The organism is Pannonibacter sp. CBAS1226, from assembly GCF_055685825.1.
The window spans coordinates 935,016-959,787 of record NZ_JBVOUO010000001.1 but is presented as its reverse complement, the minus strand read 5'-3'; the positions used below and the strand labels follow the sequence as shown (position 1 = coordinate 959,787).

The following is a 24,772-nucleotide window of genomic DNA, read 5'->3' as shown; positions in this document are numbered from 1 at the left end:
AAAAAAAGACGCCGAAGCGTCTTTTTGTCTTCACTCTCAGAAGGAGAGTGGTACGCCCAAGGGGAATCGAACCCCTGTTTTCGCCGTGAAAGGGCGACGTCCTGACCGCTAGACGATGGGCGCTTGACTGTCTGGCCCGTGTGGGCCGCGTCGTGTGAGGAGGCTTATAGGCAGATTGTTCGGAGGCTGCAAGAGGGTATTTGCATGTTTTTCCACAGGTCCGGACGAGGCGCTGAAGGAAGAGGGTGGCAGGCGCGGAAATCCGCGCCTTTTTGCCGGGCAAAATATCCACAGCCTTGATTTCAGGCCATGATTTCCTGCCCGGCAGCGCCGCTGACCCTCGCAAGGAGGGTCTGAAAGGCCTTACCAGCTGCCGGTATTCGGCATGGAAGACCAGGGTTCTGCCGGTGCCTTGGCCGCACCCTTCTGCAGAAGTTCGATGGAAATGCCATCCGGGGAACGGACAAAGGCCATGCGGCCGTCGCGCGGCGGCCGGTTGATGGTGACGCCCTTGTCCATCAGGCTGGCGCAGAAGGCATAGATGTCGTCCACCTCATAGGCGAGGTGGCCGAAGTTGCGCCCGCCCGTGTAGGTTTCCGGATCCCAGTTATAGGTGAGCTCCAGCAGCGGGGCGGCATGGGCCTTGCCGCTTTCCACGTCGCCGGCGGCTGCGAGGAAGATCAGCGTGAAACGGCCGCCCTCGTTCTCGATGCGGCGGACCTCGGTCATGCCCATCTTGTTGCAATAGAAGTCGAGAGAGGCGTCGACATCGGTCACGCGGACCATGGTGTGCAGGTAGCGCATCTTGATTCCCTTATCTGATGTCCCGGAGGGCACAGGCCGTGCCGGCTTTCGGCCAGGACTTGCCATGGGCTGCAGCCTTGCGCCACTCTCGGGGGCTGTTCGTTGAACGGAGCCAGCGTGACGGCCAGACTGCAAAATGACAAGACACCGCAATGCCAAGACAGATTGATGACCTGACCGCTGCGCAGGCTGCGCTCCGGGAGGTGTTTTCCGGCGGCGGGCGGATTGTTGTCCTGACCGGCGCCGGCATTTCAACCGAGTCAGGCATTCCTGACTACCGGTCTCCGGGAGGCATATGGTCCAGGATGGCGCCTGTTCAATATGCTGATTTCATTGAAGACAAGGCGCAGCGGCTGGAAGACTGGCGCCGCCGCTTCATCTTTCACGGCGATTTCACCCGCGCCCACCCGAATGCCGCCCACCTTGCCCTGGCGCAGGAGGCAGAGGCCGGGCGGGTGCAACTGGTCATCACGCAGAATATCGACGGGTTGCACCAGCGGGCAGGGCTGCCGGAGGACAGGCTGGTGGAACTGCATGGCAATGGCACCTATGCCTCCTGTCTTTCCTGCGGTCAGCGGGCAGACCTGATGGCGCAGGAAGAGCTGGCGAGTGCGGGCCGCAGCCCGCGCTGTGCTGTTTGCGGCGGCCTGCTCAAGGCGGCCGTGATCAGCTTCGGCCAGTCCATGCCGGAAGAGCCCTGGCAGCGGGCTGTTGCGGCATCCCGTGAGGCCGATGTCTTTGTTGTGGTTGGCTCATCGCTGCAGGTTTATCCCGCAGCGCGCCTGCCGGAGATTGCAGTTGAGGCCGGGGCAGAAATGATGATCGTCAATCAGCAGCCCGGGCCTCTGGATGATCTTGCCTCTCTTCTCATCCGCACACCGGCAGCCGCGACTTTTGATGCCCTGTTATCCGGTAAAAATTGACAGGCATGCCGCAATTGCAGTGGGCAAAGACTGAGAGGTTGTGGTTTGTTAACAAAAGGCACTGGCCGAGCCTCCTGTGAGTGTTATCCTTTTCTTAGGAATCAGTAAGCGGTGAGTCGGATGGTTCACCCGAAGCTGACGTAAGCGGCACAGAGATGGGGCTTGGACACATGGGGGCTAAGACGGCTCAGGATCCCCGGCTGATCGAGGCGATGGCGGAAGACGCCGGCGTCGACGTGATCGAGCTGGCCGGGACGATCAAGTGGTTCGATATTGCCAAGGGTTATGGCTTTATCGTGCCGGACAATGATGGCCTGCCGGACATCCTGCTGCATGTGACGTGCCTGCGCCGGGACGGTTTCCAGACCGCCTATGAAGGTGCCCGCGTCGTCTGCGAGGTTCTCGACAAGCCGCGCGGCCTTCAGGCCCTGCGCGTTCTGTCGATGGACGAATCCACCGCCGTGCATCCTTCCCAGCTGCCGCCCTCGCGCACTCATGTGCAGGTGGTGCCGGAAAGCGGCTTCGAGCGGGCAATCGTCAAGTGGTTCAACCGCGTCAAGGGTTTCGGCTTTCTGACGCAGGGTGAAACCTCCGAAGACATCTTCATCCATATGGAGACCCTGCGCCGCTTCGGCATCACGGAACTGCGTCCGGGCCAGGAAGTGCAGGTCCGCTTCGGTCAGGGCCCGAAGGGCCGCATGGCTGCCGAAATCCGTCCGCTCGGCAGTGGCTCCCACATCCCGTCCTCCCATTGAGGATTTGCGGCAGCGCGTCTCTCTGTTGCGCTGCAAAGGAAATATCCGTCCGTTAATCCGGCGGGAACACCTTGCACCTAGGGTGCGGGGCGAAATGAAAGGGCAGGGCGGCCAGGTTCTGGCAAGCCCGGCTGGAAGACATACGCCAGAAGAAGCGATGCTTTCGATAAGACTGATATCCTGAGGTGGCCTTGTACCGGCCTTGAAGGATTGGATATTGTACCAGTTGCGTATGAGTCTGGAGGGGGAAGTAATGCGTATCGCCCACTTCACGGCACCTTTGCGTGCCTTGAGCGTCCGGAGCACAGGTGTTCCGGCGCCGTGTCTGCGTGGAGCCTTCGGGATCGCCGTCAGGGCCATTCTGGTCGGCATGATCGTTCTGGGAGCTGCTGCCTTTGCCAAGGCGGCGGGACTGCCCACCGAACAGCTGACGGTGGAAACCGCAGCGGGCCCGCAGACCTTCACCGTGGAAATTGCCGCCACAGAGGCAGACCGCGCCACGGGCCTGATGAACCGCAAGGAAATGGCTGCGGATGCGGGCATGCTCTTTGTCTTTCCGGACAGCGGCGAGAAGTTCTTCTGGATGAAGAACACCTATATCTCCCTCGACATGATCTTCATTGATGAGACGGGCCGTATCGTTTCCATCGCCAGGGATACGGAACCTTTGTCGGAGAAGATCGTCTCCTCTGACGGCAGCGCCCGTTATGTTCTGGAAGTGATCGCAGGCACCTCCGCACGCCTGCAGTTTGCGCCGGGCCAGAAGGTCTCGGCACCCAGCATCAAGCCCTGAGATTTGCTGCAGGGTGCCGGGCCGGAAACCGGCGGTGCGCAACTGCGCAGAGGCTGTCATTGTCCCGGCCTTCGGGCTTGACGCTGTGCAGGGGAAGGCGGTACACCCGCACACATACCGGACGTCGGGGTATAGCGCAGCCTGGTAGCGCATCTGCTTTGGGAGCAGAGGGTCGCAAGTTCGAATCTTGCTGCCCCGACCATTTTCTTTCTCCAATCTGCAAATTTTCGAAGATTTCTGATGCTCCTGCCGGAGCAGATACGTTTTGCGCTGGATGTAAATTTCCACAAGGCAAAGCTCGCTTTTTTGCGTTCTTCATCGCTTCATGGTTGTGCTGCGGTTTCGCGGCATCTGCATGATGGGGAAACGCATGACCTTGATACTTCAGGAAGATCCGACGCTTGTCGTCGCTGACGCTCTCGCCGCCCTCACGGGGCGTATCCGGGAGCAAGGGTTGTCCTTGCAGGAAAGCACGGACTTTCAGGCCTTTGAAGAGGCTGTGTCCCGGACGGAGGACCGCTATCTGATGGAGGACTTCTCCATCCGCTTCGTCGATCTGCACGCCAGCCTAGCCTTCTGGGTGGGAGCTTATAACGGGCAGGGCGAGCTTGTGTCCGTTCAGGCCGCCAAGATTGATGATCTCAAGGACAGGAGCCTTGCTGCCTTCTGGCAGCAGCAGCAGCGGCGCCTGTTTGAAGATCCGCATGCGGACGCAAGACTTGGCACTGCTCATGCCGCAGAAGCGTTCCGGATGCGGGGCCGGATCGTCTATCACGGCAATCTGTGGCTGAGAAAGGACATCCGGGGCAGGGGCCTTGCCGAACTGCTGACCCAGACCGGCTTTCTGCTGGCGCTGCTCAAATGGTCGCCCGACTATCTCTATGGCTTGATGGCGCAGGCCAATGCGATGAAGGGCTTCGGTGTGCGGGTCGGCTACAGGCACTTTGCGCCGTCCGGAACGCACTGGATCTCGGCCCCTGCCCACATCCGGCCCGATGACTGGCTCGTCTGGGCGACGCGGGCCGATCTCGTCACGCTGGCGCGGGGCCTTGCGGCTCCAGAGCCAGAATGACGCCGAAATAGGCCAGCATCCGCACCGGAGAATCGGGTCTTGGGCGCAGGGGCATGATCAGCCGTTCATAGGCCACGTCATGCATCCGTCCACCCAGCCGGATACCGGTGCGGCCATAACCATAATAGGTGCCGGCTTCCAGAGCGCTCAGGTAGCCCGCTGCCGCGGCCCGCTCAAGTTCGGGATCCGGTGTCACCAGCGCCTCGCCGGGCTGCTCGCTCCACACGCTGCCGAAAAGCTGGACCTGCGAGGAAAGCCGCCCCGCATAGACGATCGGCGGTGCCGTTCCGCTGTCATCCGGCAATGCGCAGAGGCTGAGATAGGGCAGATGCTTCTGCAGCTCCGGCCCTGCGACAGAGCCGGCCCTGCGCATGTCTTCATAGAATTGAGACAGCCGGGGGTCTGCAAGACCGCGTTCGATCGCACTGCTGCCGAGGTCGGCAAAGAGCTGTCGGGGTCTGGCGAGCATCGGGCCTGTCAACTTTCTTGGGGCATGCGCCTCCCGGTTCGGGGCGTCTGCCGCAGGGCATATGTACGGACAAAGATGCCCTAGTCATCCTGCAAACGGAAGCGTGAAGTGAAGATGATGCATGCTGGTACCTATGGCTTCCGGCGGGGTCAGTCCTGCGCCAGAGTACGCAACAGCACCTCAATCACATCGCAGAAGTCCTCGCGGGCATCCGGTGACAGGGCATCAACACTCGCTGCATGGTAATCGACCGCCAGGATCATGTCCCAGAGAACAGCAAGATCCTGATGCTGTGCTTCCGCATGCAGCCGTCCGGCCCGGTTACCGGCCGGCATCTTGTGCTCATGCTGCAGTCTGTTCACGTCAAAGCGGGGCATGACAGCCTTTCCAGTCAAGTCCGGTTCAGCGCGGCGAAGGTATGCCTGGAACGGAATACCGGGCCGCGATTGCGTCAGCATCAAGTGCAATCCTTGAGTGCGATTGTTAGAATAGGTCCAGATTCAAAGCTGTCATAGCAATCAAGAGTGATCCCTAAGGTTGCAAATTGTGCCAAATCGCGTCAGCGCTTGACCTCAGCTGCCGGTCCTGCGTGCCGGTGCCTGTGTCAAAACCGGTTGTGCGGCCCCCGCGATGCGCAAGCGATGTTGACATTCGCTCCGTTCCCGCAGAAAACAGCCATGAATGGCTGGTGCAGCGCCGCGGTCGCGCTGCAGCCTGGAAAACTCCGGCAAACCAGCAGCTTGCAGCACGTATGCGAGACGGGACAGACACAATGGTGGCGCGAATCTACCGGCCGGCGAAGACGGCCATGCAGTCGGGCAAGGCCAAGACGCAGCGTTGGGTGCTCGATTACGAGCCCGAGGTTGCGCGCAGCATCGATCCGCTGATGGGCTACACCTCCTCTTCCGACATGAAGCAGCAGGTGCGTCTCTTCTTCGAAACCTGTGAAGAAGCCGAAGCCTATGCACAGCGCAAGGGCATTGCCTACCGGGTGGAAAAGCCAAAGGACCGCACCATTCGCGGTGCAAGCTATGCGGACAATTTCCGCTTCGACCGGCATGCACCGTGGACGCATTGAGGCGCCTGACCAGATCAAGCCTGCCTCAATGAGACTTGGGCACTGATGCCGCCCGTCCCGCCTTCCGGGCGGGTTTTGAAATCGACACCGGGCAAGGCCGTTCCTCCGGCATGCCCCGCGCGGCCTGATCCGCGCAAACGGCCCCTTAGCTCAGCTGGATAGAGCACTCGCCTTCTAAGCGAATGGTCGCAGGTTCGAATCCTGCAGGGGTCGCCAAACCATTATCCAACTGATTGATTTTGCTATAGGTGCGACCGTTCCGGGAATGGGGTGCGACTTGGAGTTTGTTCTGCAGGCGTTCGCTGCCGCTTTGGGCTGGTGCCTTGCGGCCTGCTGTCGTCATAAAACGAACGGGGCAGGCCAACAGTCGCTGGCCTGCCCCAGGAAGAATGCCTGAGATACGAAGAATGCCTGAGATACGAAGAATGGCTGAGATGTGAAGAATGCCTGCGATGCCATGTCCGGACGGTCAGCCGGCAGGGAACGGCAGCGAACCTTGTTCAGCCCGCTTTCGTGCTCCGCAGCAGATCACCCGGCGACAGCTTTGCCCTGAGCGCCTCGTTCACATCGGCAGCATCATCGTCCAGTGCGTTGGCCGCCATGGTCAGCAGATAGGCGCAGAACGTGCGGCCATCCTTTTCAGCTTCACGGCGGGTGAAATAGATCATGCGCTTGAGGGACTCCGCAGACATATCCTGCATGGCTTCATGGCCATGCACTGTTTCCGCGGCTGCTTCAGCCTTCGTCAGTCCTGCAGCTTTCGACATGTGCAACCTACCGTTCTGATATTGACCGGTTCTCCGGCCTTGCGTGAAATACCCAGTTCTTGGGCGGCAGCTGGTTTCCCGGCTCACTGAAAGCCAGCCTGCCACGGCACCGGTACGTTGATCATCGGGTTGTAGCGTGAAATGAACGTGATAGGTTGACTATGATTGCGGTAATGCTGAAGAATCGGCACTCTTGAGTTGCAGGTTGTGCGGGTGCTTTGAGAAACCTATCCTAGTACATAAGGAAAAATAGCAAGGGAACGGCTGAGGGGCGGGGTGTCTGCAGCGGAATTTCTTGCTTCTGATCCGGAATGATTGTGGGACAAACAGCATGACGAGGTTGTTTTTCAGGACGCTCGGGGTGCCGCAGCTTGAGGACAGCAGCGGAAGGGTGCTGAGCCTGAAGACGCGAAAGGCCCTAGCTATTCTCGGCTATCTGGTGCGCTGCCCCGGAGGAACCGAGACGCGCGGCGAGCTGTCCGCCTTGCTGTGGAGCGACGGCGACCGCTCCCGTTCCGCCATGTCCCTGCGTCAGGCCCTCAGTCACATCCGCCAGGCCGAGAAAGAGGCGGGGATGCGGCTGGTGGTGGCAACACCTTCCACCTTGTCGCTGCTGCGTGAAAACATCCAGACCGACATCGATGTGTTGACACGGGGCGTGGGCGGGGCCGATCCCGGTGAACTGGACCGCATCAGCTCGCTCTGGGCCGGTGATTTCCTGCATGGCTTTGATGTGCTTGACCCGGCATTCGGCGAATGGCTTGCCGTTGAGCAGGCACGGGTGCGCTCGGTCCTGAGCAAGAAAATCACGGAGGTTCTGGAAGAAAGCCGGACGGGGATTGGCCATGTTGCCTGTGTCAAGCGCGAGCGGCTGGCGCGGTTTCTCCTGTTGCTTGATCCGGCCAATGAATATGGGCATCAGGAACTGATCCGGCATTTTCTGCGTCAGGGGCAGAAGGAGAAAGCACAGCAGCAGTTCAGGGACTGTGCCCGGGAGTTGCGCAATCTCCTCGACATCGAGCCCTCGGCAGAAACGCGCCGCTTGCTGGAGGACGTGCCGGATGTTGCCGGCTCTGAGGGGCATCTGGCTGCGCCTGCGCAAACCTCTCGCGCCGGTGCAGAGACCGTCCAGCAAAGCGTCATAGCCTTTCCCACGGGCAAGAGGATCGCGTCTGCGCCGCCCCCGGCCATGGCGACGGCGGCCGGCAGCGAGACTGGCCGGTTTTCTGCCGCTGGCAGCATCGAGGCCGCTGTCCCCGGTGAGCTGCGTTTGCCGGTCATTTCGATTTCGAGCATGGCCTGGGACGAGACGGCAGGAGATGAGACGGCTTTCGCTGTCCGGGAAGAGGTTGTGACGGGGCTTTCGGCCTACCGGTCGTTCGAGCTCTATGAGGCCGCCTATTGGGCGGGGGACGGCAGCATAGCCCCGATGCGCGTGGATGGCGGGGATCTGGGCAGCTTCCTGCTGCGTTTCCACCGGGACCGGACGCTCAACCGGCTTGGCATCCAGCTGGAGAACCGGACCAGCGGGCAGATCGCTTTTCATGAGCTGATTGATCTCGATCTGGTCAGGTCCAGCCACGAGCTTCACGAAGCCGTCTACCGCACGGTCAGCCGCATCCACAGCCATATTATCGGGCGCCTGCGCCAGCGGCCGGGCCGCAGTCCCTTTGGCCGCTGGTGCCAGGCAGATGCGCTGATCTGGGAGTTCAACGCCGCTGCCGACCGCAAGGCTCTGGCCATCATGCAGGATCTGCAGGCGAGTGATCCGTCCTTCAGTCTCACCTATGCCGGGCAGGCCTCCATCCTGCTGAAGCAGGCCTTGTTTTATCCGACAGCCGAGACGCCGCTGGCTGATGCCGAACATGTGCTGTCGCTGACGGAAAAGGCCGTGGCTCTGGATCCGTGGCAGGTGGTCAACCACCGTGTGAACGGCTGGGCCTTGATCCACTCGCGCCGGCCCGATGATGCCCGCCGCTCCTTTGTCCAGGCATTGAAGCTGAACCCGCTTGATCCGATGAACACGATCTCTGCGGCCGAGGCCTTGGCCTATATCGGCGAAAGAGAACAGGCACTGAAGACGGCCGAGAGGGGATTTGACGGGCTGATTGTCACGCCGCGCATCGTCTATGGATATCTGGCGAATGTGTTCTTTGCGCTCGGCGATTATGAACGGTCGGCTGACTACGCAAGGCGCGGCCCCTTCGACAATTTGCATGGCCTGGCCACCCGTTTTGCCGCGCTGTACCGGGCCGGACATATGCAGGATGCGGAAGCAGCACGTGCGCTGCTGCTGCAATGCATGGAGCGGTAGCTCGGGGCGAGTACCCGCTGGCAGACCTCCCTGCAGCTGCGGCAATGGCTGGACAGCGTGAACCTGTTTCAGGATCCGGAGGCGCGGGCCTCGTTTGATCTGGCCATGAACAGCCTGCGGGAAACTGTCGGGCTGGCGCGGCACGCCTGATGCCCGGCCGGGGACCTGGCCGGGCATCAGGCGGTTGGCATCAATGCAGCGGACCTGCCGCGGCGCTCTGGCCAAGGCCACTTTCGATTTCCTGCAGATAGGCGGCATCGCCGCGTGCCAGCTTTTCGGCATTGTAGCGGAACGGAAGCACCACCTGGCGGGTCTCTGCCGTCTCCACGAGAATCTTGAAGTCAAACAGCGCTGTCAGGTTGGCGGGCAAACCGGCAGCGGCAAGGACAGCGGCCGGGTTCCGGCAGAGCGCTTCACGCTTGTCCGGGTCGGCTGCCGCTTCAGCCAGAATGCGGCCAAGCATCGGGATCTTGGAGGCGGGCAGGGGAAATCGCGCCATGGCACCTGTCCTTGCAAGAGCTGCTGAATGCGGGATGGACAGGACAGCCCCCCCTGTTGGCGGGCTGTCCTGTAGTCCTCCGGTCTTATTCCGGCAGGATGTCGTAGTAGCACGCACCCAGAGCCTTGCGGCCGAGCTCTTCGAAATAGCTCTCGTCGGCAGCGGCGAGGCGGGCCGTATCAACCGCGGCCGGAACCACCAGATGCACGGTGTCAGCGCTGTCCGCATGGACGGTGACGCCGGAGAGGTGCTTTGCGGCAGCGGCCGCAGCTTCGCTGGCAGTGGCCGCGTCATTCACGGTCTTGCCGATGAGCGCGCCAAGGGAGAGCTTGCTGTCGAGAATGGCTTCCTGCTTCATGACGAACCTCTTCAGTCTGGTGTTTGAATTGCTGGCACCGGGTAAAGCGAAGCTGCTCCTGGAAACTGTTATGTTCCAGGGTCAAAGGGCCTTGCCTGATGCTGGTGTCACGTGTTCCCGTCAGATGATCTGGCCGGGGTGCCGTTGCTCAATCAGGCTGCGCCGGACGGAGCTCTTCGGCAAGAGGCGGACCGGGGCTCCCCAGCAATGCAACTCTTGAGCGGTGAAGGCTTGTGGACAAGGCAGTGGCACAAAAAGGGGCATTTCTGCGGGCTGCCGAAACGGCAGAAGCGGACCCTCATGGGGCGTTCAGATCTGCGGCGCAGGGAAATGGCGGGACGGACGGGACGGTGCAGGCTCTGGCCTTCCTCCTGTCCTGCGGCCTTCTGGAGCAGAGCGGCGGCAGTTTGCGGGCCGCTGAGGGCGTCCCGCCTGAGACCCTGCGCCTGTTTGCCGGGTTTCTGGACCGTTTTGCCCCCCGGATCGCTTTTGCACCGCTGGCGGACTGTCCGGTTCATGTTTGTACGGCCATGCCTGGCCCCCTGCCTGAGGGCTGGCGGCGGGAGGCGCTCCAGCCTCTTCTGACGCAGCTGGCCTGTGGCGGGCAGGGGCTGGAACGGCACCGGGCCGTGCTCGGCTGCCTCGGCGAACTGGCGGAAAGGCTCAGTCTGATCGCGCAAGGGCCAGAGGATCCGCTCGTGCTGGAGCGGCAAGGTGAAGATGACGAGGATCTGCCGGCCGGGGCCTTCCTGCAGTTCAGCGCCGCTCAGGAGAAGGAACTGGCCGGCCGCGTTCCCGCGCTTGCTGCGGTGTGGGAAGGCGAGAGGATCGGCTGGAACCGGCTGTCCCGGCGGCGGATGCGTGTTACCTCTGCCTTCTCGGATGAGACAGCGCTGATTCCCGCCTTTGCCGTTCTCCTTGGCGAAGGACGGAATGCAGGGATACCGCAGCTCCCGCTTGGGTCGGCGCTTGGATCGACGCTGGGGGCAGCCGTCTGGACGGATCGGGAAACAGCGGCCCGGCGGGCGGTGCTGGAACTTGCCGAACGTGACGCCGCCGGCATCTGGTGGCACAACCGGCTGGGGATAACCCCCTTACCCTGGGCTCAGGTGAGGGAGTTTCTGCCTAAAATATGTGCTGATTGGCTCTCTGCGCGCGCGCGCGTCACTCATTTTCTTTACTTGCCAGTTGACTTTTCGCTGCATGTGATAGCCGCCGTTTCCCACGGTGAAGACGGGAAATCCGGCGTGATCGGGGTGGCTGGCGGGCTGGAGGCAGGGGCTGTGCTTCAGTCTGCAATCGGAGAACTCGTACAAGGTGAATTTGCGCTGGAGCTTGCAGGCCGGAGGTCTGCGTCCGGCAAAGAGGGGGGAACTGGCTCTGCGTTGCAGTCCTATGCAGCCAGGGACGTGCGGCAGGACCTGCGGCTGGAGGCGGCAACGGCCGCCGTGGTGCAGGATCTGGAACGGGAGTTTTCCTGGCAGGAGTTCGAAGCCTCGCTGATGGCGCAGAAAATCCGGATCTGGCTGGCGGATTGCTCGAGAGTGGAGACCGGGCTTGCTTGCGTGAAGGCGGTTAGTCCGGATCTGTGCTCCTGGCTCCCCCGCTTCGGCAACCTGCGGCTCTTCACGTCTCCGGTCCGGTGGGGACTGAGGCCTTTGCCTGCAGAAGAGGGTGAATTTTCCGGACGGCACTATCCGTTCTGATCTGCCGCATGCCGCCATGTCTGAAGTCCGGCCGGTTCTCTGCGGTCAGATCCGTGAAATACCGGAGGGCAGGGTGCTTGACAGGCCCGTCCTGACCGCATAGAAAAAACATGAGACTGATACTCCACTTTTGGAGCGGCGCTCTCACCGGCTTCGTGCCGGTTCCCCTCTTGGGGTCTCTGGAAACCAGACTTTAAAGGCGGGCTTTTTGCCCGCCTCTTTTTTATTTCAGCTTTTGGGCGCTGTCAGCTCGGGCGGCCATCTTCCTTGGGCCGGGCGAGCGTCAGCACCCAGAAATGGCGCCACTTGCCGGTCGGGCGGCGCACCCGCGAAATGCCGACCCGGGTCACATAGGGATTGAGCAGGTTGCGGCGGTGGCCGGCAGAGCCCTTCCACCCGGCCATGGCGGCATCGAGGCTGTCATAGCCAGCACCGAGGTTTTCTGCAGCGGCGTAATGTTCGTAGCCATGCCCATCCAGGCGGCGGGCGAGGGCGATGGCCCGGTGCTCGCGGGTATCCATGCTGTCCCAGCGGGCAATGTGATTGGCCATCCATGCCGAGATTTCATTCAGGCGTCCGTCAGCGCGCAGCGGCGGCAAGCCGTTTTCCGCACGGAAGCTGTTCAGCCTCTGCAGCATCTCATCCCGGTTTACCGAAACCGGCTCAATGGGCACATTGCGGTCGAACTGGCTGCCTGATCCTCCGCCGCAGGCCGCAAGGGGAAGAACGGCTGCACCAAGCAAAGTCAGGCGCAGGGCGTCGCGTCGGGTAAGGTTCTGTCTCAGCATCGTCCCTCAGGATATTGAAAAAAAAGATTATTTTGCGCCAGGCCAACTCACACCCTTGTCCGCGAAGAAGGGGTAGGGCCCCGGATATGCCTCTACATAGTGAAGATGGCTGGACAAACCAGCCTCCGGGTCGAACCGGTGCACAAAAAACGCAGGCGGTTCCATCACAAATTCGGCAGGAGCGTCCGGCGAAAAGTCCAGAACACAGGCATGGGCTGTGCTGGGGCACAGGGTCATGACGGTTCCGGCAAAGCGGGCGATGATTGTCCGGTGCACATGACCGCAGATCAGCCGCTCCACGTGGTGGTGGCGTGAGAGGATGGCGGCGAGCGCCTCGGTGTCCGCAAGGCCGATCACGTCCATATGGGCGATGCCGGTCACCTTGGGCGGGTGATGAAGGGCAACGAGGGTGGGTGTGTGATCGGCTTCAAGCGTCTGGTCAAGCCAGGCGATCTGTTCCCCACCCAGTCGGCCATAGGGCTTGCCCGCAACGCTGCTGTCCAGCACCACGAGGCGCAGTCCGCCGATGGTGACCGCATAATGCAGCTTGTCCCCGGCGGGCGCATCCCCGACACCCGGAAAATCCGACAGTTCGCTGCGCATGGAGCCTGTCAGGTCGTGGTTGCCGGGCATCACATAGACCGGGCAGGGCAGCTGGCGGCAGAGCTGACGCAGCAGGGCATATTCCCGCTCATCGGCGCCGTCCGTCAGGTCACCGGTGATGACAACGGCATCGGGCTTCTGCGGCAGGGCGGCAATGGCGCGGAACGCACGGGCCGCCAGCATGTTCGTGTCGCTCACCCTGTAACAGGCAAGGCCGCGCGGGCGCAGGTGCAGGTCGGTTATCTGGACAATCAGGGTCATCGGCCTTGGGTTCAGCTCCATGGAAAGGGCGGGAGGACGATAGTGGAAACCGCGTTTCGCGCAAGTCTCAGGTTCCCCTTTGGATTGCTCTCCTGTAGGAAGCGGTGCAGCATCACATGGCAGGTGCAAACGGTTCCGGAACAGTCACATGCATGAGACCGAGCAGCAGACAGGCGAGAGCATCGACGGCGGCGCAGCCGGCATGGCACAGGCGCGCGATCCCCGGCCGCATACGGCCTGGCTGAAGCTGCTCGGGCATGACCTGTTTGCACCCGCATTGCTGCTTCTTCTGGCGCTGTTCATGTTTGTGCCGGGCCAGTCTGCCGTGCCGCCGCTCGACCGGGATGAGCCGCGCTTCACCCAGGCCACCAAGCAGATGCTGGAAACCGGCGACTACATGGACATCCGCCTGCAGGAGGAGCCGCGCTACAAGAAGCCGATCGGCATCTACTGGCTGCAGGCCGCTGCCGTGAAGCTCACGGGACATGACGCTTCCGCACCCTTGTGGGTCTACCGGCTGCCGTCCCTGCTGGCGGCATTGACGGTGGTGCTGGCGGTCTATTGGACGGCACGCGCCTTCACCGGGCCGCCAGCCGCGCTGGTGGCTGCCATGCTGGTGGCCCTGGCGCTGATCCTTGGTGTGGAAAGCCGCCTCGGCAAGACGGACGCCACGCTTTTTGCCTCCATCGTTCTGGCGCAAGGGGCGCTGGCGCGGATCTATCTGGCGGATGATGCCACACGCCGCCATTGGGGGCTGGCACTGGTCTTCTGGGTGGCGCTGGCGCTTGGCATTCTGGTCAAGGGGCCGGTGGCACCAATGATCGTTGGCCTGACAATTGCCGCGCTCGCCCTGATGCGCCGCCGGATCGGCTGGTTCCGCGCTGCCGCGCCGCTGCCGGGTGCCGTTCTGGCGCTCCTGCTGGTGCTGCCGTGGTTTGTGGCGATCTGGATTGCCTCCAAGGGCACTTTCTTTGAAGAGGCCATCGGCCGCGATCTGATGGGCAAGGTGGCCGAGGGGCAGGAAAGCCACGGCGCGCCGCCGCTGACCCATCTTGCAGCCATGCTTGTGGTGTTCTGGCCGCTGCCGGCTTTTCTGGCGCTGGCAGCCCCGCGCATCTGGGCGCTGCGCTCCCTGCCGCTGGTGCAGTTCTGTGCGGCCTGGTTCTTCCCGGCCTGGGTGGTGTTTGAACTGGTGGCGACCAAGCTGCCCCATTACACCATGCCGCTGCTGCCCGCCCTTGCGCTGCCCGTTGCCCTGGTGATCGTGGACGAGCGGCCGGCCACCGGCCGTGTGCTGCGCTGGATTGCGGGGGTGCTGCTGGCGCTGCTGCCGGTGGCGATTGCCGCGGCCTCCGTTGCCGGGCCGCTGTTCCTTGGCGACTGGCCGTCTCCTCCGGGCGTGGTCTTCTGTGTCATCGCGGCCGTGATCAGCGTCTGGGCCTCCATGCGTCTGCTGCGCGGTGACATGACAGGTGCGCTCTGGCGCTCCTGCGCGGCTGCGGTGGCCATGACCACCGGATTCTGGGGCTTTGTGGGGCCAGGACTGTCGACGATCTGGGTCAGTCCGCGCCTTGTGGCCGCGATTTCCGAAGGCGCAAGCTGCGCCCCTGTGAAAGTGGCCTCGACCGGCTTCAGCGAGCCAAGTTTTGTGTTCCTGCAAGGCACGGACACTTTGCTGGGCGGCGCGGAACAGTCCGCAGCCTTCCTGGCGCAGGACCCGGCCCCTTGCCGTGCCGCCGTGGTGGAAAGCCGGCATGAACAGGCGTTTCTGGACGCCGCCAGCAAGGATGGGCTTGTGCCCGTGCTGGCAGGCAGGGTACAGGGCCTGAATATCAACGGGGGGCGGCAGCTCGATCTGGGGATTTATGTGCCCGGAGCGTCTGCAAGATGAGCGAGCAAGAGGTAAGGCCCCTGATGGCATCCGGACGTTTTTCCAAGGTGCGGCAGCGTTTTGTGGCAAATGTGGCCGGCATCCGCACCATTCTTGCAAACCGGCGTGCCCGGGCGAAGGGCCCGCATGAGCCACTGCCTGCCGGCCAGCGCCCGCAGGACTTTCTGGCCATCCTGCTGCTGGCAGCAGGATTCGGCGTGGTGATGCTGGACATTCCCGCCATTCCATGGGTGCGGGCACTGCCACCGGAATATGGCGTGGTGTTCTCCTGGGTGACCGATCTGGGCAAGTCCAACTGGATCCTGTGGTCGACCGGGATCTTCTGCCTCGCCTGTCTGGCTCTCGTGAATGCGCAGGTTCTTGCTGTGCGGGTGCGCATGGCCGGAGCCATGATCTGGACCTATGCGGCCTTCGTCTTCTATTCCGTCGCGCTCAGCGGCCTCCTGGTGGTGATCCTGAAGTGGAGCATCGGCCGCGCCCGGCCGAAGCTGTATGAGGTGGCGGGCCCGGTCGAGTTCAGCCTCTTCGCCTTTAACAGCACCTACACCAGCTTTCCCTCGGGCCACTCGACCACGGTCGCCGCTTTCGCGCTGGCACTGGCGCTGATTTTCCCGGCCTGGCGCTGGCTGATCGCCGCCGTGGCCTTCTGGGCAGCTTTCAGCCGTGTGATGGTCGGGGCGCATTACCCTTCGGACGTTGCGGCGGGGTTGCTGCTCGGGGCCGCGACAACGCTATACTGCGCCCGCTGGATGGCGAAGCGCCGGATCGGCTTCGTGCTGCGCCCCGGTGGACGGATCCGGCCCATTGCCAATGCCTTTTCGGCGCGGGCAGCCTTCCGGGCGCTTTGGAATGCGGCCCTTGGGCGCCGGTCTATGACCGCGCATCCAGCCGCTGCACAGGATGAAAAGTGAGATGCCGATGAACGGTACAGAGCAGGGCATGGCAGAGGGCGGACTTGAGGTGAGCGTGATCGTGCCGGCCAAGGACGAGCGCGACAACCTGCCCATCCTGCTGGACGAAATTGCCGAGGCGCTGCAGGGCCGCGCCTTCGAGGTGCTGGTGATCGACGATGGCTCGACCGATGGCACCGATCAGGTTCTCGCCGGTTATGCCGCTTCCCACCCCTGGCTGCGCCCTCTGCGCCATGCCCGTTCCGGCGGCCAGTCCTGCGCCGTGCGCACTGGGCTGCGCCATGCACGCGGGCGGATTGTTGCCACGATCGATGGCGATGGTGAGAACAACCCGGCCTATATCCCGGAGCTGATGGCTGCGCTGGAAGCGGGCGGCCCGTCCGTGGCGCTCGCCGCCGGGCAGCGGGTGGGGCGCAAGGCAAGCCGTGCCAAGCGCATTGCCTCGCGGCTTGCCAACCGCCTGCGCGGCGCGCTGCTGAAGGACAACACCCGTGACAGCGGCTGCGGCCTCAAGGCGCTGCGCCGCGAGGTCTTCCTGCAGCTGCCGTATTTTGACAGCTGGCACCGCTTCCTGCCCGCGCTGGTGATCCGCGAGGGTTACGGTGTGGTGCATGTGGATGTGCTGGACCGGCACCGCCGCCACGGCACGTCCAAATATGGCATTTTCGACCGGGCCCTGATCGGCGCACTCGATCTGCTCGGTGTGTGGTGGCTGCGCCGCCGCCGCAAATCCATCCCCGAGGTTTCGGCCATCGAACCGGCTGCCGGACCCCGTTGAGACCACGCCGGAGCGGATCACAGGAGCCGCAATTCAGATGAACGCTTTGCTTGACTGGCTGCATACGGTTTTCGTGCAGCAGCTGGATGTTTGGATCATTCTGGGCTTCGTCGCCCAGTTCATGTTCTCGATGCGCTTTGTGGTGCAGTGGATTGCATCGGAGCGGGTAGGGCGGTCCATCGTGCCGGTGGCCTTCTGGTTCTTTTCCATCGGCGGCGGCACATTGCTGCTGATCTACTCGATCCAGCGTCAGGACCCGGTGTTCATCGCCGGACAGGCCCTTGGCCTGATCATCTATATCCGGAACCTGTGGCTGATCTTCAAGGAAAAGCGCCAGGATCCCACGATCTGAACGCAGAACCTTGGCTGCCAGGAAAAAACAACGGGCGGAATGGTGTGACCATCCCGCCCGTTCCTGTTCTTGCATGCCCGGCTGTCAGGCGGCGCGGATGGTGCCGAGGAAGCGGGAGAGCTCGCGGTTGAGCTGATCGGCCTGCTTGGCAAGATCGGCCGAGAAATGCAGCACGTCCGTCGAGGCGGAGCTGGATTCCTGTGCCGCACGGGTCACCGTGGTGATGGCACCGGACACTTCCGCGGTGCCGCTGGAAGCCTGCTGCACGTTGCGGGCAATTTCCTGCGTGGCGGAGGACTGCTCTTCCACCGAGGCGGCAACCGCGCCGCTGATCTGGCTCATCTTGCGGATGGATTCGGCGATGTCCGTGATGGCTGCGGCCGAGTCCGTGGTCGAGAGCTGGATGGAGGCCACCTGCGAGGCGATCTCCGTGGTGGCCTTGGCCGTCTGATCGGCGAGCTGCTTCACTTCGGCGGCAACCACCGCAAAGCCCTTGCCGGCTTCGCCCGCACGGGCCGCCTCGATGGTGGCGTTGAGGGCGAGCAGGTTGGTCTGGCTGGCGATGCCGTTGATCAGCTCGACGATGTCGCCAATCTTCTGGGCCGCATCCGACAGGCTGTGAACCTTGCGGGCGGCCGTATCGGCATCTGTCACGGCCACATTCGACATGCGGTTGGACTGGTCGACCTGACCGGCGATCTCGCGCACGGAAGCGGTCAGTTCCTCGGTCGCCGCAGCGACGGTCTGGACGTTGGCCGAGGCCTGCTCGGCGGCCGCTGCCACGGTGATGGACTGCTGGGACGTGTGTTCCGCGTTGGAGGACATGGCCTGCGCAGCCTTTTCGAGACGGTTCGCGGCCACCGTGACATTGCTGACGATACCGCCAACGGCATCTTCAAATTCCTTGGCAATGCGCGCCATCATTTCCCTCTGGCGGGCTTCGGCACTGGCCTTCTCCGCATCGGCTTCCCGCTGCAGACGTTCCTTCTGGATGCTGTTTTCCTTGAAGATCAGCGCGGCCTTGGCGACAGCGCCGATTTCATCACGGCGGTCCGTGCCTGCAACGGCGACCGCATTGTCACCGCCGGCAAGCCGGGTCAGCGTTTCGACCATCTGCCTGATCGGCTTGGCCACGCCATACTGGCTGACATAGAGACCGATGCCGATGCCTGCGATAATGGCGATGACGGCCGTGACCACCATGGTGGTTGCGGCGGAGATGGCGGAACTGGACGCCGTCTCGCGCTGGGTCTTCATCATGTCGCCGGAGTAGGTGCTGTAGACCTTGACTGCGTCCGTCACGGCTTTCTGGCCGGAAAGGGCGGTTGCAAGGGCGCCGTTGATGGCCTCTTCATTGGCCGCATCCTTGGCGGCCACGTCCACCATGGCAATGATGGTCTTGAAATAGGCATCCAGGGCTTTGCGCACATCCGCCAGCTGCTGCTTCTGCGCCGTGTCGGCCACCGCTTCGAGAACCGGCAGGCGTGCGAGCATTTCCGTCGACCGGCGGTCTGTCTCGGCGCGGAAATCGGAAGCCTTTTCAGGGGCAAGTGCCAGCTGATAGGTCATGCGGCTGATGGCGATGATGTCGATCCGCAGGTCCATTGCTTCGCGGGCAGCCTCTTCGGAGGCGCCGACTTCCGTAAAGGAATGGCTGAGGGCGTTGATCTGCGTCCAGGCGACGGCCGCGATCCCGGTCGCGCAGAGTCCCATGAGGATCAGGACCACCAGAATTTTCTGAACGATCGGAATATGCTTGAGTGCCATCGGTAAGGCCTTTCTGCCGAAGCGGAAGAATCTGGCCGTTACGATAAATTCCGGTGATTACTGAAGCTTTAAGTGAAGATGACAGATGGATGACGTTGAGGAGGCTGGGAATGGAACCTTTGTAATTTCAGATTGAGCGCAATTTCAGGAGTTAAATCTTGGGTTGCCAAATGTTGGGTGAAAAACTTTTCGGACATATATTGCGCCGCACAAGAAATCAGCCGCCCCGCGGGCAGCTGACCTCTTCTGCTGGCGGCGAACAGCGGTCTCATACCAATGCTCGATGAGCTTGACTTGTCGAGCGTTGGTTAAGCCCGTGCGGCGCTTGAGCAATTTCAAGGCGTGATGCGTCAGCATCGAAAGCCTTGGTATCAGATGCCGGAAAGTTCGCTGCGGAAAGGCGGATTGGCGCCCGCGCGCGAAACCGTGATGGCGGCGACCGCGACCGCACGGGCCAGCGCGGCTGTAAGGCACTGGTCCGAGATGCCTGCAAGTGCTTCCTTGGTCAGGAGACCGGCATCCTCCAGCGCCGACAGGAAGCCGGCGTTGAACGTGTCGCCGGCGCCGACCGTATCCACCACCTCGACCTTGCGGGCCGGAACGGTCACGTCGAGCGTGCGGGTCAGAGCCCTTGCGCCATCCTTGCCAAGGGTGAGGATGACGATCTTCGCGCCGCTGGCGATCCAGTCCTGTGCAAGAGCCTCGAACGGCTCGCCGGGCGCCAGCCAGTCCAGATCCTCATGCGAGACCTTGATGATGTCCGCCTGCGGAATGATGCGGGAAAGACGGGCACGGTAGGCGGCTTCATCGGTGATGAAACCGGGGCGGATGTTGGGATCGAGCGAGATCACGCGGGCGGGGGCCTCGCGCGTCAGCAGGGCCTCATAGGCGGTGCCGCAGGGCTCGCCGATCAGGCTGATGGCACCGAAATGCAGGGCGCTTGTCCCGTCCGGCAGCACCGGCAGGTCTTCCGGCGTGATCAGCCGCCCGGCCGAGTTTTCGTCATAAAAGGTGTAGGTGGCGTCCCCATTGACCAGCCGCACGAAGGCAAGCGTCGTCGGGCGGGCGGAGCGGATGCACAGGTCCGACGTGACGCCGGAGGCGGCAAGATGGGCCAGAAGCTGCTCGCCGAAGAGATCCGTCGAGACACCGCAGAGAAAGCCTGCACGGTTGCCGAGGCGGCCAAGCGCAAGGGCCGTGTTGAAGATGGCGCCGCCCGGCACCGGCAGAAAGGCTGTGCCTTCCGTGCCAACAGTCCTTGGCAGCATGTCCATCAGCGCTTCGCCGCAACACAAGATCATCCGCGTTCCTCCCGGTTTCCGGATCAAATCAGCTCCGCACTGCTTGTGCCCCGGCACGCGCGGCGGCGCAAGATCCCCCCGGGCTGAAGGCGCGCCTCCTGCCTCCTGTTCTGCCGCCGCATGCCGGGATTGCGCGCCCTGACTGCCCGGTCAGACGAGTTCATTGTGTAAGCGGGTCAGCGGTATTTTCCGATGAATTCATCGATGGACAGCTTGCGGATATCGGGGAGGGCTTCGCGCAGGGCGTCATGGCTCCAGTCCCACCAGGCAATGGCCTGCAAGGCTTCGGCCTGAGCTTCGGAAAAACGCCGCTTGATCGGACGGGCCGGAACGCCGCCGACAATGGTGTAGGGCGGCACATCCTTGGAGACCACGGCGCCTGCGCCAATGACCGCACCCGTGCCGACGGTGACCCCGGCCAGAACCGTGACCCCATGACCGATCCAGACATCGTGGCCGATGGTGACCCAATGATCCTTGCGCCACTGGAAGAACTCGGCATCGTCCTCGCCGAGGCCGTATTGGGCAGCGCGGTAGGTGAAGTGGTGCTGGCTGGCGCGCCAGGTGGCATGGTTGCCCGGATTGATGCGTGCGCCTTCGGCAATCGAACAGAACTTGCCGATGGTCGACCAGACGATATTGCCGCCTTTCACGATGTAGGAATAATCACCAAGGCTCGATTCCCGCATGGAAACATGCGCCATGATCTCGGTCCATTTGCCGATCTGGCAATCAACCACCGTTGCAGTTTCGTGGATGCTGGGGGCTTCGGAGAGCGTCTTCATTATCTTGTACCGTCGTATGTGCCGATGAAACGGGTGCGGATGACTGCAGACAGGGCGTCGATGACATAGACCATGGCAATGATCAGGAAGATGATCGACCAGGCCTCATCCCAGCGGTAGGCGCCGATGCGGTCGGAAAGCAGGAAGCCGATGCCGCCCGCGCCGACGATGCCGAGGATCGTGCCGGAGCGGACATTGGATTCAAAATTGTAGAGCGTGATCGACAGAAGCACGGGCAGGACCTGCGGCAGAATGCCAAAGCGGACGGATTGCAGCGGTGCGCCGCCCGAGGCGATGACGCTTTCGACAGGCTTCTTCGAGGTGTTTTCGATGGCTTCGGCGTAAAGTTTCGCCAGCACGCCGATCTCGCTGACGGCGATCGCCAGAACTCCGGCCAGAGGGCCAAGGCCGAAGGCGCGGATGAAGATCAGCGCCAGGATCAGCGTTTCGAAGGCGCGGATAATATCAAAGCCGCGCCGCACGCCGAAGCGCAGGAACGGGAGGCGGTTGATGTTCTGGGCGCCAAGGAAGGAGAGGGGAAAGGCGATGACGGCGCCCAGCACGGTGCCGAGGAAGGCCATCGACAGGGTTTGGGCAAGGCCGGTCAGGATCTCCGACATTTCCCGCCAGGACGTCCAGATATGGGGCGGGAACATGAAGGACAGCACCCGGCCAAGCCGTTGCAGCCCGTTCCAGAGCCGTTCGGGCGACGCATCGAAATCATGGAGGCACCAGGCAAACAGGGCCGTGAAAGCCAGCCAGAAGCACAGCCGGGCGAGCCGCTGCAGCGGAGGGCGGCGGAAGGCATGCGGCAGGCGGGCTCTGGCACGGGCGATTTCGGCTGCGGTGATGGCTGGGGCGGCAGCCGGGCCGTGACGATATGCGGTGTCGCGCTGCATCACGCGTTCCTTTCCAGGCCGATGATGTGATGGCGGAGCTTTTCCGACAGCCAGTCGATCACGGTGACGGTGATCAGGATGATCAGGAACAGGGCCGAAAGGTCGGTGTATTCCTGATAGGACAGGGCGGTGCGGAACTCCTGTCCAAGACCGCCTGCACCCACATAGCCGATGATCGAGGAGGAGCGGACGTTGATCTCGAAGCGCAGCAGCGTGTAGCTGATGATATTCGGCATGACCTGCGGCACCGCGCCATAACGGATCTGGTCGAACCAGCTGCCGCCGGACGCCTTCACCCCTTCCAGCGGGCGCATGTCGATGTTTTCGTTCACCTCGGAATAGAGCTTTCCGAGCGAGCCCGTGGTGTGGAAGGCGATAGCGAGCATGCCGGCCAGCGGTCCTGCGCCGAAGCAGAAGACGAAGATCAGTGCAAAAACCAGATCCGGCACGGTCCGGGCAATTTCCAGCACCCGCCGCGAAACCCACAGCGTGACGGGGCCCGGTGTCAGGTTGCGGGCAGCGAAGAAGGACAGCAGGAAACCGCCGGCAAGGCCCAGAACGGTGGCCATGAAGGCGATGAGGATCGTTTCCAGCAGCAGCCAGAGCCACACCTTCCAGCGCCAGAACCATTCGGCCAGGTCTTCACCGAGGCTTTCGGGCGAGAGGGAGGGGATGGTCTTGTACAGATATTCGCCAAGCCGGGGCAGGCCGGCCAGCAGCACCCAGCGCTCGGCGCGGCTGCCGTCGGCAAGCGTGATCTGGCTGACCTTGAAGAAGTCGGAAAATCCGGCCGTGACCAGAAACAGCACCAGAAGAAGGGCGAGGACCACAAGGAAAGTCAGCCGGGCGCGGCTGCGTTGCGCGGCATAGTCCCGCTCGAAGGCCGCTACTGTCGGGGATACAAGGGTCATAAGCTGTCCGTTGCTGCGTATTTTCTGCCAATGCCCAGCGTCACCGCCCCAGGTCTTGCAATGCTGACGCATCACGCCCTGACATTGCTCAAGCGCGGCATGGGCTTGGCCAGCTCCCGGTGAGCAAGGCCCACCGGGAGCTGGCCGTATTCACGCAGAGCTGATGTCAGCTCCGGCGCTGCTTCTTGAACCAGTCGCGCATGTCGATGATCCACTGGTAGCGGTCATGGTCGACCTCGACATAGCCCTTGGCCGTGGATTTTTCGGCGCCGGACATTTCCTTGAAGGCCACCGGATCGGCCGTGGGGACGTTCTTGACCGCGTCCTTCATTGCGGTGATCAGGCCTTCCGGCAGATTGGCGCGGGCCGCAAAAGGACCGGAGGTGATTTCCGGTGACTGCCAGATCCAGCAGATCTCGCCCTTCTGGATCATGCCCTTGGCTTCCATGCGCTGCGGAATGCCGTTGATCTCGTTGTTGATATAGGTGGCGGCCGCGTCGAACTGGCCGTTGGCGACACCGGCAACTCCCGCTTCATGGCTGCCGGAGAAGGGCGTTGCGCCAAAGAATTCGGACGGCTTGAAGCCCTGCTTGTCGAGATTGTAGTAGGGCACGTTGTAGCCCGAGGTGCTGTCCGGATCGGCAAAGGCGAGCGTCTTGCCCTTCAGGTCCTCGATCTTCTTGTAAGGGCTGTCACAGCGCACGGCGATGACCGAGAAATAGCCGGTGGAACCGTCCTGCTGCACCTGTGTCAGAAGCGGGATCATGCCGCCTTCGGACTCCGTGTAGGCGGCCGCATAGGCGGAGGAGCCGAGGAAGGCGAATTCGATCTGGTTGGCCGCGAGCGCCTGGATCACGCCATCGTAGTTTCCGGCCGTGAAGATCTCCACATCCACGCCCACCGTCCGCTTCAGGTAGTCCTTGAAGGGGGTGTAGCGGGAGACGCGGTCGCTTTCGTTCTCGCCCGAGAGAATGCCGAATTTGACGACCTTGTAGTCGTTCTTCCAGTCCTGGGCGTGGGCAGTGGTTGCACCGAGGCCGAGGGCAAGCACGGTGGCGGCGGCAATGATACGCATGTCAGTCTCCCTTGAGAGGTCAGGCCGGCATCGCGACCCTGAGGCTCGTCGATGTCACGGATTCGGTGAAGTCCTCGAGGTCCTCGCTGCCGTAGATGCTGCGCATCACTTCGCAGGTGAGCAGCCGCGGCGCGCCGTCGAACATCACCCGGCCGGAGCGCATGGCGATGATCCGGTCGCAATAGGTGCGGGCGGTGTCGAGGGTGTGAAGGTTGACGAGGATGGTGATGCCATCCTCGCGGTTGATGGTGCGCAGGGCATCCATCACGCGGGTCGCATTGCCCGGGTCAAGGCTTGCGATCGGCTCGTCGGCGAGCAGGATGCGCGGGTTCTGCACGAGGGCACGGGCAATGGCGACACGCTGCTGCTGGCCGCCGGAAAGCGTTCCGGCCCGCTGCAGCGCCTGCGGGGCAAGGTCAAGCCGGTCAAGGGCGTGGATGGCGAGCGTGCGCTCCTCGTCCGAGAACTGCATCGCCATGGAACTGAGGAAACCGTGGGCGGAAAGGCGGCCGACCAGCACATTGGTGAGGACGTCGAGCCGCTCCACCAGATTGAATTGCTGGAAGATCATGGCGCAGTCCCGGCGCCAGCTGCGCAGGGCCTTGCCCTTCAGCGCACCGACATTGAGACCGCCGAAATGGATCGTCCCTTCACTCGGGTCGATCAGCCGGTTGATCAGGCGCAGCAGCGTGGATTTGCCTGCGCCTGAGCGTCCGATCACCCCGACGAACTGGCCCGGGGCAATGGAGAGCGTGACGTTGTCGACAGCGCGCGTGGCGCCGAAGGAGCGGCCGAGGCCGGAGAGGGAAAGGATGTTCTGTTCCATGACGGGAAGACTGCCCGCCCTCTGTAACAGCGCCACGTCATCCGAATGAATTTTCGTCTGGGCCTTTGTGACGTATCCGTGACGGA

The 24,772-nt window shown here is 62.7% G+C and carries 26 protein-coding genes and 3 tRNA genes; 13 read left to right on the top strand and 16 right to left on the bottom strand.

What is annotated here, in order from left to right; genetic code table 11:
- Positions 1-48: 48 nt before the first annotated feature.
- Positions 49-123: transfer RNA gene (locus AC0CMF_RS04380), tRNA-Glu, on the bottom strand.
- A gap of 240 nt (positions 124-363) precedes the next feature.
- Positions 364-804: a VOC family protein gene (locus AC0CMF_RS04375; protein WP_050471624.1), complete on the bottom strand. Its 441-nt coding sequence runs from the start codon at positions 802-804 to the stop codon at positions 364-366.
- 152 nt (positions 805-956) lie between these two features.
- Here AC0CMF_RS04375 and AC0CMF_RS04370 point away from each other — a divergent pair, with 152 nt between their 5' ends.
- The 5 genes from AC0CMF_RS04370 to AC0CMF_RS04350 all read left to right on the top strand — a co-directional run bounded on the left by AC0CMF_RS04370 (position 957) and on the right by AC0CMF_RS04350 (position 4,347).
- A complete protein-coding gene (locus AC0CMF_RS04370) occupies positions 957-1,727 on the top strand; it encodes an SIR2 family NAD-dependent protein deacylase (protein ID WP_374628300.1) in 771 nt (256 codons plus the stop codon).
- Positions 1,728-1,897: 170 nt separating this feature from the next.
- Positions 1,898-2,482: a cold-shock protein gene (locus AC0CMF_RS04365; protein ID WP_374628299.1), complete on the top strand. Its 585-nt coding sequence runs from the start codon at positions 1,898-1,900 to the stop codon at positions 2,480-2,482.
- A 253-nt stretch (positions 2,483-2,735) separates the two neighbouring features.
- Positions 2,736-3,275: a DUF192 domain-containing protein gene (locus tag AC0CMF_RS04360; protein WP_247648165.1), complete on the top strand. Its 540-nt coding sequence runs from the start codon at positions 2,736-2,738 to the stop codon at positions 3,273-3,275.
- Positions 3,276-3,400: 125 nt separating this feature from the next.
- A tRNA-Pro gene (locus tag AC0CMF_RS04355) sits at positions 3,401-3,477 on the top strand.
- A 168-nt stretch (positions 3,478-3,645) separates the two neighbouring features.
- The gene (locus AC0CMF_RS04350; protein ID WP_208982572.1) at positions 3,646-4,347 is read left to right on the top strand and encodes a hypothetical protein; all 702 of its coding nucleotides are present in this window, start codon (positions 3,646-3,648) and stop codon (positions 4,345-4,347) included.
- On the opposite strand, the gene AC0CMF_RS04345 is transcribed toward AC0CMF_RS04350, so the two are convergent.
- Together AC0CMF_RS04345 and AC0CMF_RS04340 are read right to left on the bottom strand one after the other, a co-directional pair.
- A complete protein-coding gene (locus tag AC0CMF_RS04345; RefSeq protein ID WP_374628298.1) occupies positions 4,307-4,816 on the bottom strand; it encodes a hypothetical protein in 510 nt (169 codons plus the stop codon). The genes AC0CMF_RS04350 and AC0CMF_RS04345 overlap by 41 nt on opposite strands.
- 149 nt (positions 4,817-4,965) lie before the next feature.
- The gene (locus AC0CMF_RS04340) at positions 4,966-5,193 is read right to left on the bottom strand and encodes a hypothetical protein (RefSeq protein WP_055456773.1); all 228 of its coding nucleotides are present in this window, start codon (positions 5,191-5,193) and stop codon (positions 4,966-4,968) included.
- Positions 5,194-5,588: 395 nt separating this feature from the next.
- On the opposite strand from AC0CMF_RS04340, the gene AC0CMF_RS04335 reads away from it, so the two are divergent.
- On the top strand, positions 5,589-5,894 hold the full coding sequence (locus AC0CMF_RS04335; RefSeq protein ID WP_374628297.1) for an ETC complex I subunit: 306 nt from the start codon (positions 5,589-5,591) through the stop codon (positions 5,892-5,894).
- 139 nt (positions 5,895-6,033) lie between these two features.
- Positions 6,034-6,110, top strand: a tRNA-Arg gene (locus AC0CMF_RS04330).
- A gap of 284 nt (positions 6,111-6,394) precedes the next feature.
- Here the strand turns inward: AC0CMF_RS04330 and AC0CMF_RS04325 are convergent.
- Positions 6,395-6,661 carry a hypothetical protein gene (locus AC0CMF_RS04325; RefSeq protein ID WP_072242675.1) on the bottom strand — a complete coding sequence of 89 codons (267 nt, stop codon included), beginning with the start codon at positions 6,659-6,661 and terminating at the stop codon, positions 6,395-6,397.
- Positions 6,662-6,992: 331 nt separating this feature from the next.
- Here AC0CMF_RS04325 and AC0CMF_RS04320 point away from each other — a divergent pair, with 331 nt between their 5' ends.
- Positions 6,993-8,975, top strand: a complete 1,983-nt coding sequence (locus AC0CMF_RS04320; protein WP_472481052.1) for a BTAD domain-containing putative transcriptional regulator — start codon at positions 6,993-6,995, stop codon at positions 8,973-8,975.
- A gap of 190 nt (positions 8,976-9,165) precedes the next feature.
- Here the strand turns inward: AC0CMF_RS04320 and AC0CMF_RS04315 are convergent, their stop codons facing one another.
- The gene (locus tag AC0CMF_RS04315; RefSeq protein ID WP_374628296.1) at positions 9,166-9,474 is read right to left on the bottom strand and encodes a hypothetical protein; all 309 of its coding nucleotides are present in this window, start codon (positions 9,472-9,474) and stop codon (positions 9,166-9,168) included.
- Positions 9,475-9,559: 85 nt separating this feature from the next.
- Positions 9,560-9,832, bottom strand: coding sequence for a hypothetical protein (locus AC0CMF_RS04310; protein ID WP_050471615.1), 273 nt, complete (start codon positions 9,830-9,832; stop codon positions 9,560-9,562).
- 350 nt (positions 9,833-10,182) lie between these two features.
- Here AC0CMF_RS04310 and AC0CMF_RS04305 point away from each other — a divergent pair, with 350 nt between their 5' ends.
- Positions 10,183-11,538: a YcaO-like family protein gene (locus AC0CMF_RS04305; protein WP_374628295.1), complete on the top strand. Its 1,356-nt coding sequence runs from the start codon at positions 10,183-10,185 to the stop codon at positions 11,536-11,538.
- Positions 11,539-11,783: 245 nt separating this feature from the next.
- Here the strand turns inward: AC0CMF_RS04305 and AC0CMF_RS04300 are convergent, their stop codons facing one another.
- On the bottom strand, positions 11,784-12,326 hold the full coding sequence (locus AC0CMF_RS04300; protein WP_374628294.1) for a CAP domain-containing protein: 543 nt from the start codon (positions 12,324-12,326) through the stop codon (positions 11,784-11,786).
- 27 nt (positions 12,327-12,353) lie between these two features.
- Positions 12,354-13,190, bottom strand: a complete 837-nt coding sequence (locus AC0CMF_RS04295; protein ID WP_374628293.1) for a phosphodiesterase — start codon at positions 13,188-13,190, stop codon at positions 12,354-12,356.
- 148 nt (positions 13,191-13,338) lie between these two features.
- Here AC0CMF_RS04295 and AC0CMF_RS04290 point away from each other — a divergent pair, with 148 nt between their 5' ends.
- The 4 genes from AC0CMF_RS04290 to AC0CMF_RS04275 are packed head-to-tail and all read left to right on the top strand — an operon-like array spanning position 13,339 to position 17,122.
- Complete coding sequence (locus tag AC0CMF_RS04290; RefSeq protein ID WP_472481049.1) at positions 13,339-15,081, top strand: ArnT family glycosyltransferase; 1,743 nt, start codon at positions 13,339-13,341, stop codon at positions 15,079-15,081.
- A gap of 23 nt (positions 15,082-15,104) precedes the next feature.
- Positions 15,105-15,992 carry a phosphatase PAP2 family protein gene (locus tag AC0CMF_RS04285; protein ID WP_472481047.1) on the top strand — a complete coding sequence of 296 codons (888 nt, stop codon included), beginning with the start codon at positions 15,105-15,107 and terminating at the stop codon, positions 15,990-15,992.
- A 7-nt stretch (positions 15,993-15,999) separates the two neighbouring features.
- On the top strand, positions 16,000-16,770 hold the full coding sequence (locus tag AC0CMF_RS04280) for a glycosyltransferase family 2 protein (protein ID WP_472481045.1): 771 nt from the start codon (positions 16,000-16,002) through the stop codon (positions 16,768-16,770).
- Between the two features lie 37 nt (positions 16,771-16,807).
- On the top strand, positions 16,808-17,122 hold the full coding sequence (locus AC0CMF_RS04275) for a lipid-A-disaccharide synthase N-terminal domain-containing protein (RefSeq protein ID WP_050471610.1): 315 nt from the start codon (positions 16,808-16,810) through the stop codon (positions 17,120-17,122).
- Positions 17,123-17,206: 84 nt separating this feature from the next.
- Here AC0CMF_RS04275 and AC0CMF_RS04270 read toward each other — a convergent pair whose 3' ends face one another.
- The 7 genes from AC0CMF_RS04270 to phnC form a co-directional block, all read right to left on the bottom strand.
- Positions 17,207-18,889 carry a methyl-accepting chemotaxis protein gene (locus tag AC0CMF_RS04270; RefSeq protein ID WP_472481042.1) on the bottom strand — a complete coding sequence of 561 codons (1,683 nt, stop codon included), beginning with the start codon at positions 18,887-18,889 and terminating at the stop codon, positions 17,207-17,209.
- Positions 18,890-19,260: 371 nt separating this feature from the next.
- Positions 19,261-20,190, bottom strand: coding sequence for a carbohydrate kinase family protein (locus AC0CMF_RS04265; protein WP_472481040.1), 930 nt, complete (start codon positions 20,188-20,190; stop codon positions 19,261-19,263).
- Between the two features lie 176 nt (positions 20,191-20,366).
- The gene (locus AC0CMF_RS04260; RefSeq protein WP_472481038.1) at positions 20,367-20,975 is read right to left on the bottom strand and encodes a DapH/DapD/GlmU-related protein; all 609 of its coding nucleotides are present in this window, start codon (positions 20,973-20,975) and stop codon (positions 20,367-20,369) included.
- Positions 20,975-21,874 carry a phosphonate ABC transporter, permease protein PhnE gene (gene phnE / locus AC0CMF_RS04255; protein WP_472481036.1) on the bottom strand — a complete coding sequence of 300 codons (900 nt, stop codon included), beginning with the start codon at positions 21,872-21,874 and terminating at the stop codon, positions 20,975-20,977. The genes AC0CMF_RS04260 and phnE (AC0CMF_RS04255) overlap by 1 nt, the downstream gene beginning before the upstream one ends.
- Positions 21,874-22,785: a phosphonate ABC transporter, permease protein PhnE gene (gene phnE / locus AC0CMF_RS04250; protein WP_472481034.1), complete on the bottom strand. Its 912-nt coding sequence runs from the start codon at positions 22,783-22,785 to the stop codon at positions 21,874-21,876. The genes phnE (AC0CMF_RS04255) and phnE (AC0CMF_RS04250) overlap by 1 nt, the downstream gene beginning before the upstream one ends.
- Positions 22,786-22,951: 166 nt before the next feature.
- Positions 22,952-23,860, bottom strand: a complete 909-nt coding sequence (phnD, locus tag AC0CMF_RS04245) for a phosphonate ABC transporter substrate-binding protein (protein ID WP_019966221.1) — start codon at positions 23,858-23,860, stop codon at positions 22,952-22,954.
- A gap of 19 nt (positions 23,861-23,879) precedes the next feature.
- Positions 23,880-24,686, bottom strand: a complete 807-nt coding sequence (gene phnC, locus AC0CMF_RS04240) for a phosphonate ABC transporter ATP-binding protein (RefSeq protein WP_050471604.1) — start codon at positions 24,684-24,686, stop codon at positions 23,880-23,882.
- Between the last annotated feature and the right edge of the window lie 86 nt (positions 24,687-24,772).

What these genes read in the sequence shown, in the direction of transcription:
- AC0CMF_RS04375 (WP_050471624.1), bottom strand. Translation starts at nt 804, where the DNA reads ATGCGCTACCTGCACACCATGGTCCGCGTGACCGATGTCGACGCCTCT.
- AC0CMF_RS04370 (WP_374628300.1), top strand. Translation starts at nt 957, where the DNA reads ATGCCAAGACAGATTGATGACCTGACCGCTGCGCAGGCTGCGCTCCGG.
- AC0CMF_RS04365 (WP_374628299.1), top strand. Translation starts at nt 1,898, where the DNA reads ATGGGGGCTAAGACGGCTCAGGATCCCCGGCTGATCGAGGCGATGGCG.
- AC0CMF_RS04360 (WP_247648165.1), top strand. Translation starts at nt 2,736, where the DNA reads ATGCGTATCGCCCACTTCACGGCACCTTTGCGTGCCTTGAGCGTCCGG.
- AC0CMF_RS04350 (WP_208982572.1), top strand. Translation starts at nt 3,646, where the DNA reads ATGACCTTGATACTTCAGGAAGATCCGACGCTTGTCGTCGCTGACGCT.
- AC0CMF_RS04345 (WP_374628298.1), bottom strand. Translation starts at nt 4,816, where the DNA reads ATGCTCGCCAGACCCCGACAGCTCTTTGCCGACCTCGGCAGCAGTGCG.
- AC0CMF_RS04340 (WP_055456773.1), bottom strand. Translation starts at nt 5,193, where the DNA reads ATGCCCCGCTTTGACGTGAACAGACTGCAGCATGAGCACAAGATGCCG.
- AC0CMF_RS04335 (WP_374628297.1), top strand. Translation starts at nt 5,589, where the DNA reads ATGGTGGCGCGAATCTACCGGCCGGCGAAGACGGCCATGCAGTCGGGC.
- AC0CMF_RS04325 (WP_072242675.1), bottom strand. Translation starts at nt 6,661, where the DNA reads ATGTCGAAAGCTGCAGGACTGACGAAGGCTGAAGCAGCCGCGGAAACA.
- AC0CMF_RS04320 (WP_472481052.1), top strand. Translation starts at nt 6,993, where the DNA reads ATGACGAGGTTGTTTTTCAGGACGCTCGGGGTGCCGCAGCTTGAGGAC.
- AC0CMF_RS04315 (WP_374628296.1), bottom strand. Translation starts at nt 9,474, where the DNA reads ATGGCGCGATTTCCCCTGCCCGCCTCCAAGATCCCGATGCTTGGCCGC.
- AC0CMF_RS04310 (WP_050471615.1), bottom strand. Translation starts at nt 9,832, where the DNA reads ATGAAGCAGGAAGCCATTCTCGACAGCAAGCTCTCCCTTGGCGCGCTC.
- AC0CMF_RS04300 (WP_374628294.1), bottom strand. Translation starts at nt 12,326, where the DNA reads ATGCTGAGACAGAACCTTACCCGACGCGACGCCCTGCGCCTGACTTTG.
- AC0CMF_RS04295 (WP_374628293.1), bottom strand. Translation starts at nt 13,190, where the DNA reads ATGACCCTGATTGTCCAGATAACCGACCTGCACCTGCGCCCGCGCGGC.
- AC0CMF_RS04290 (WP_472481049.1), top strand. Translation starts at nt 13,339, where the DNA reads ATGCATGAGACCGAGCAGCAGACAGGCGAGAGCATCGACGGCGGCGCA.
- AC0CMF_RS04285 (WP_472481047.1), top strand. Translation starts at nt 15,105, where the DNA reads ATGGCATCCGGACGTTTTTCCAAGGTGCGGCAGCGTTTTGTGGCAAAT.
- AC0CMF_RS04280 (WP_472481045.1), top strand. Translation starts at nt 16,000, where the DNA reads ATGAACGGTACAGAGCAGGGCATGGCAGAGGGCGGACTTGAGGTGAGC.
- AC0CMF_RS04275 (WP_050471610.1), top strand. Translation starts at nt 16,808, where the DNA reads ATGAACGCTTTGCTTGACTGGCTGCATACGGTTTTCGTGCAGCAGCTG.
- AC0CMF_RS04270 (WP_472481042.1), bottom strand. Translation starts at nt 18,889, where the DNA reads ATGGCACTCAAGCATATTCCGATCGTTCAGAAAATTCTGGTGGTCCTG.
- AC0CMF_RS04265 (WP_472481040.1), bottom strand. Translation starts at nt 20,190, where the DNA reads ATGATCTTGTGTTGCGGCGAAGCGCTGATGGACATGCTGCCAAGGACT.
- AC0CMF_RS04260 (WP_472481038.1), bottom strand. Translation starts at nt 20,975, where the DNA reads ATGAAGACGCTCTCCGAAGCCCCCAGCATCCACGAAACTGCAACGGTG.
- phnE (WP_472481036.1), bottom strand. Translation starts at nt 21,874, where the DNA reads ATGCAGCGCGACACCGCATATCGTCACGGCCCGGCTGCCGCCCCAGCC.
- phnE (WP_472481034.1), bottom strand. Translation starts at nt 22,785, where the DNA reads ATGACCCTTGTATCCCCGACAGTAGCGGCCTTCGAGCGGGACTATGCC.
- phnD (WP_019966221.1), bottom strand. Translation starts at nt 23,860, where the DNA reads ATGCGTATCATTGCCGCCGCCACCGTGCTTGCCCTCGGCCTCGGTGCA.
- phnC (WP_050471604.1), bottom strand. Translation starts at nt 24,686, where the DNA reads ATGGAACAGAACATCCTTTCCCTCTCCGGCCTCGGCCGCTCCTTCGGC.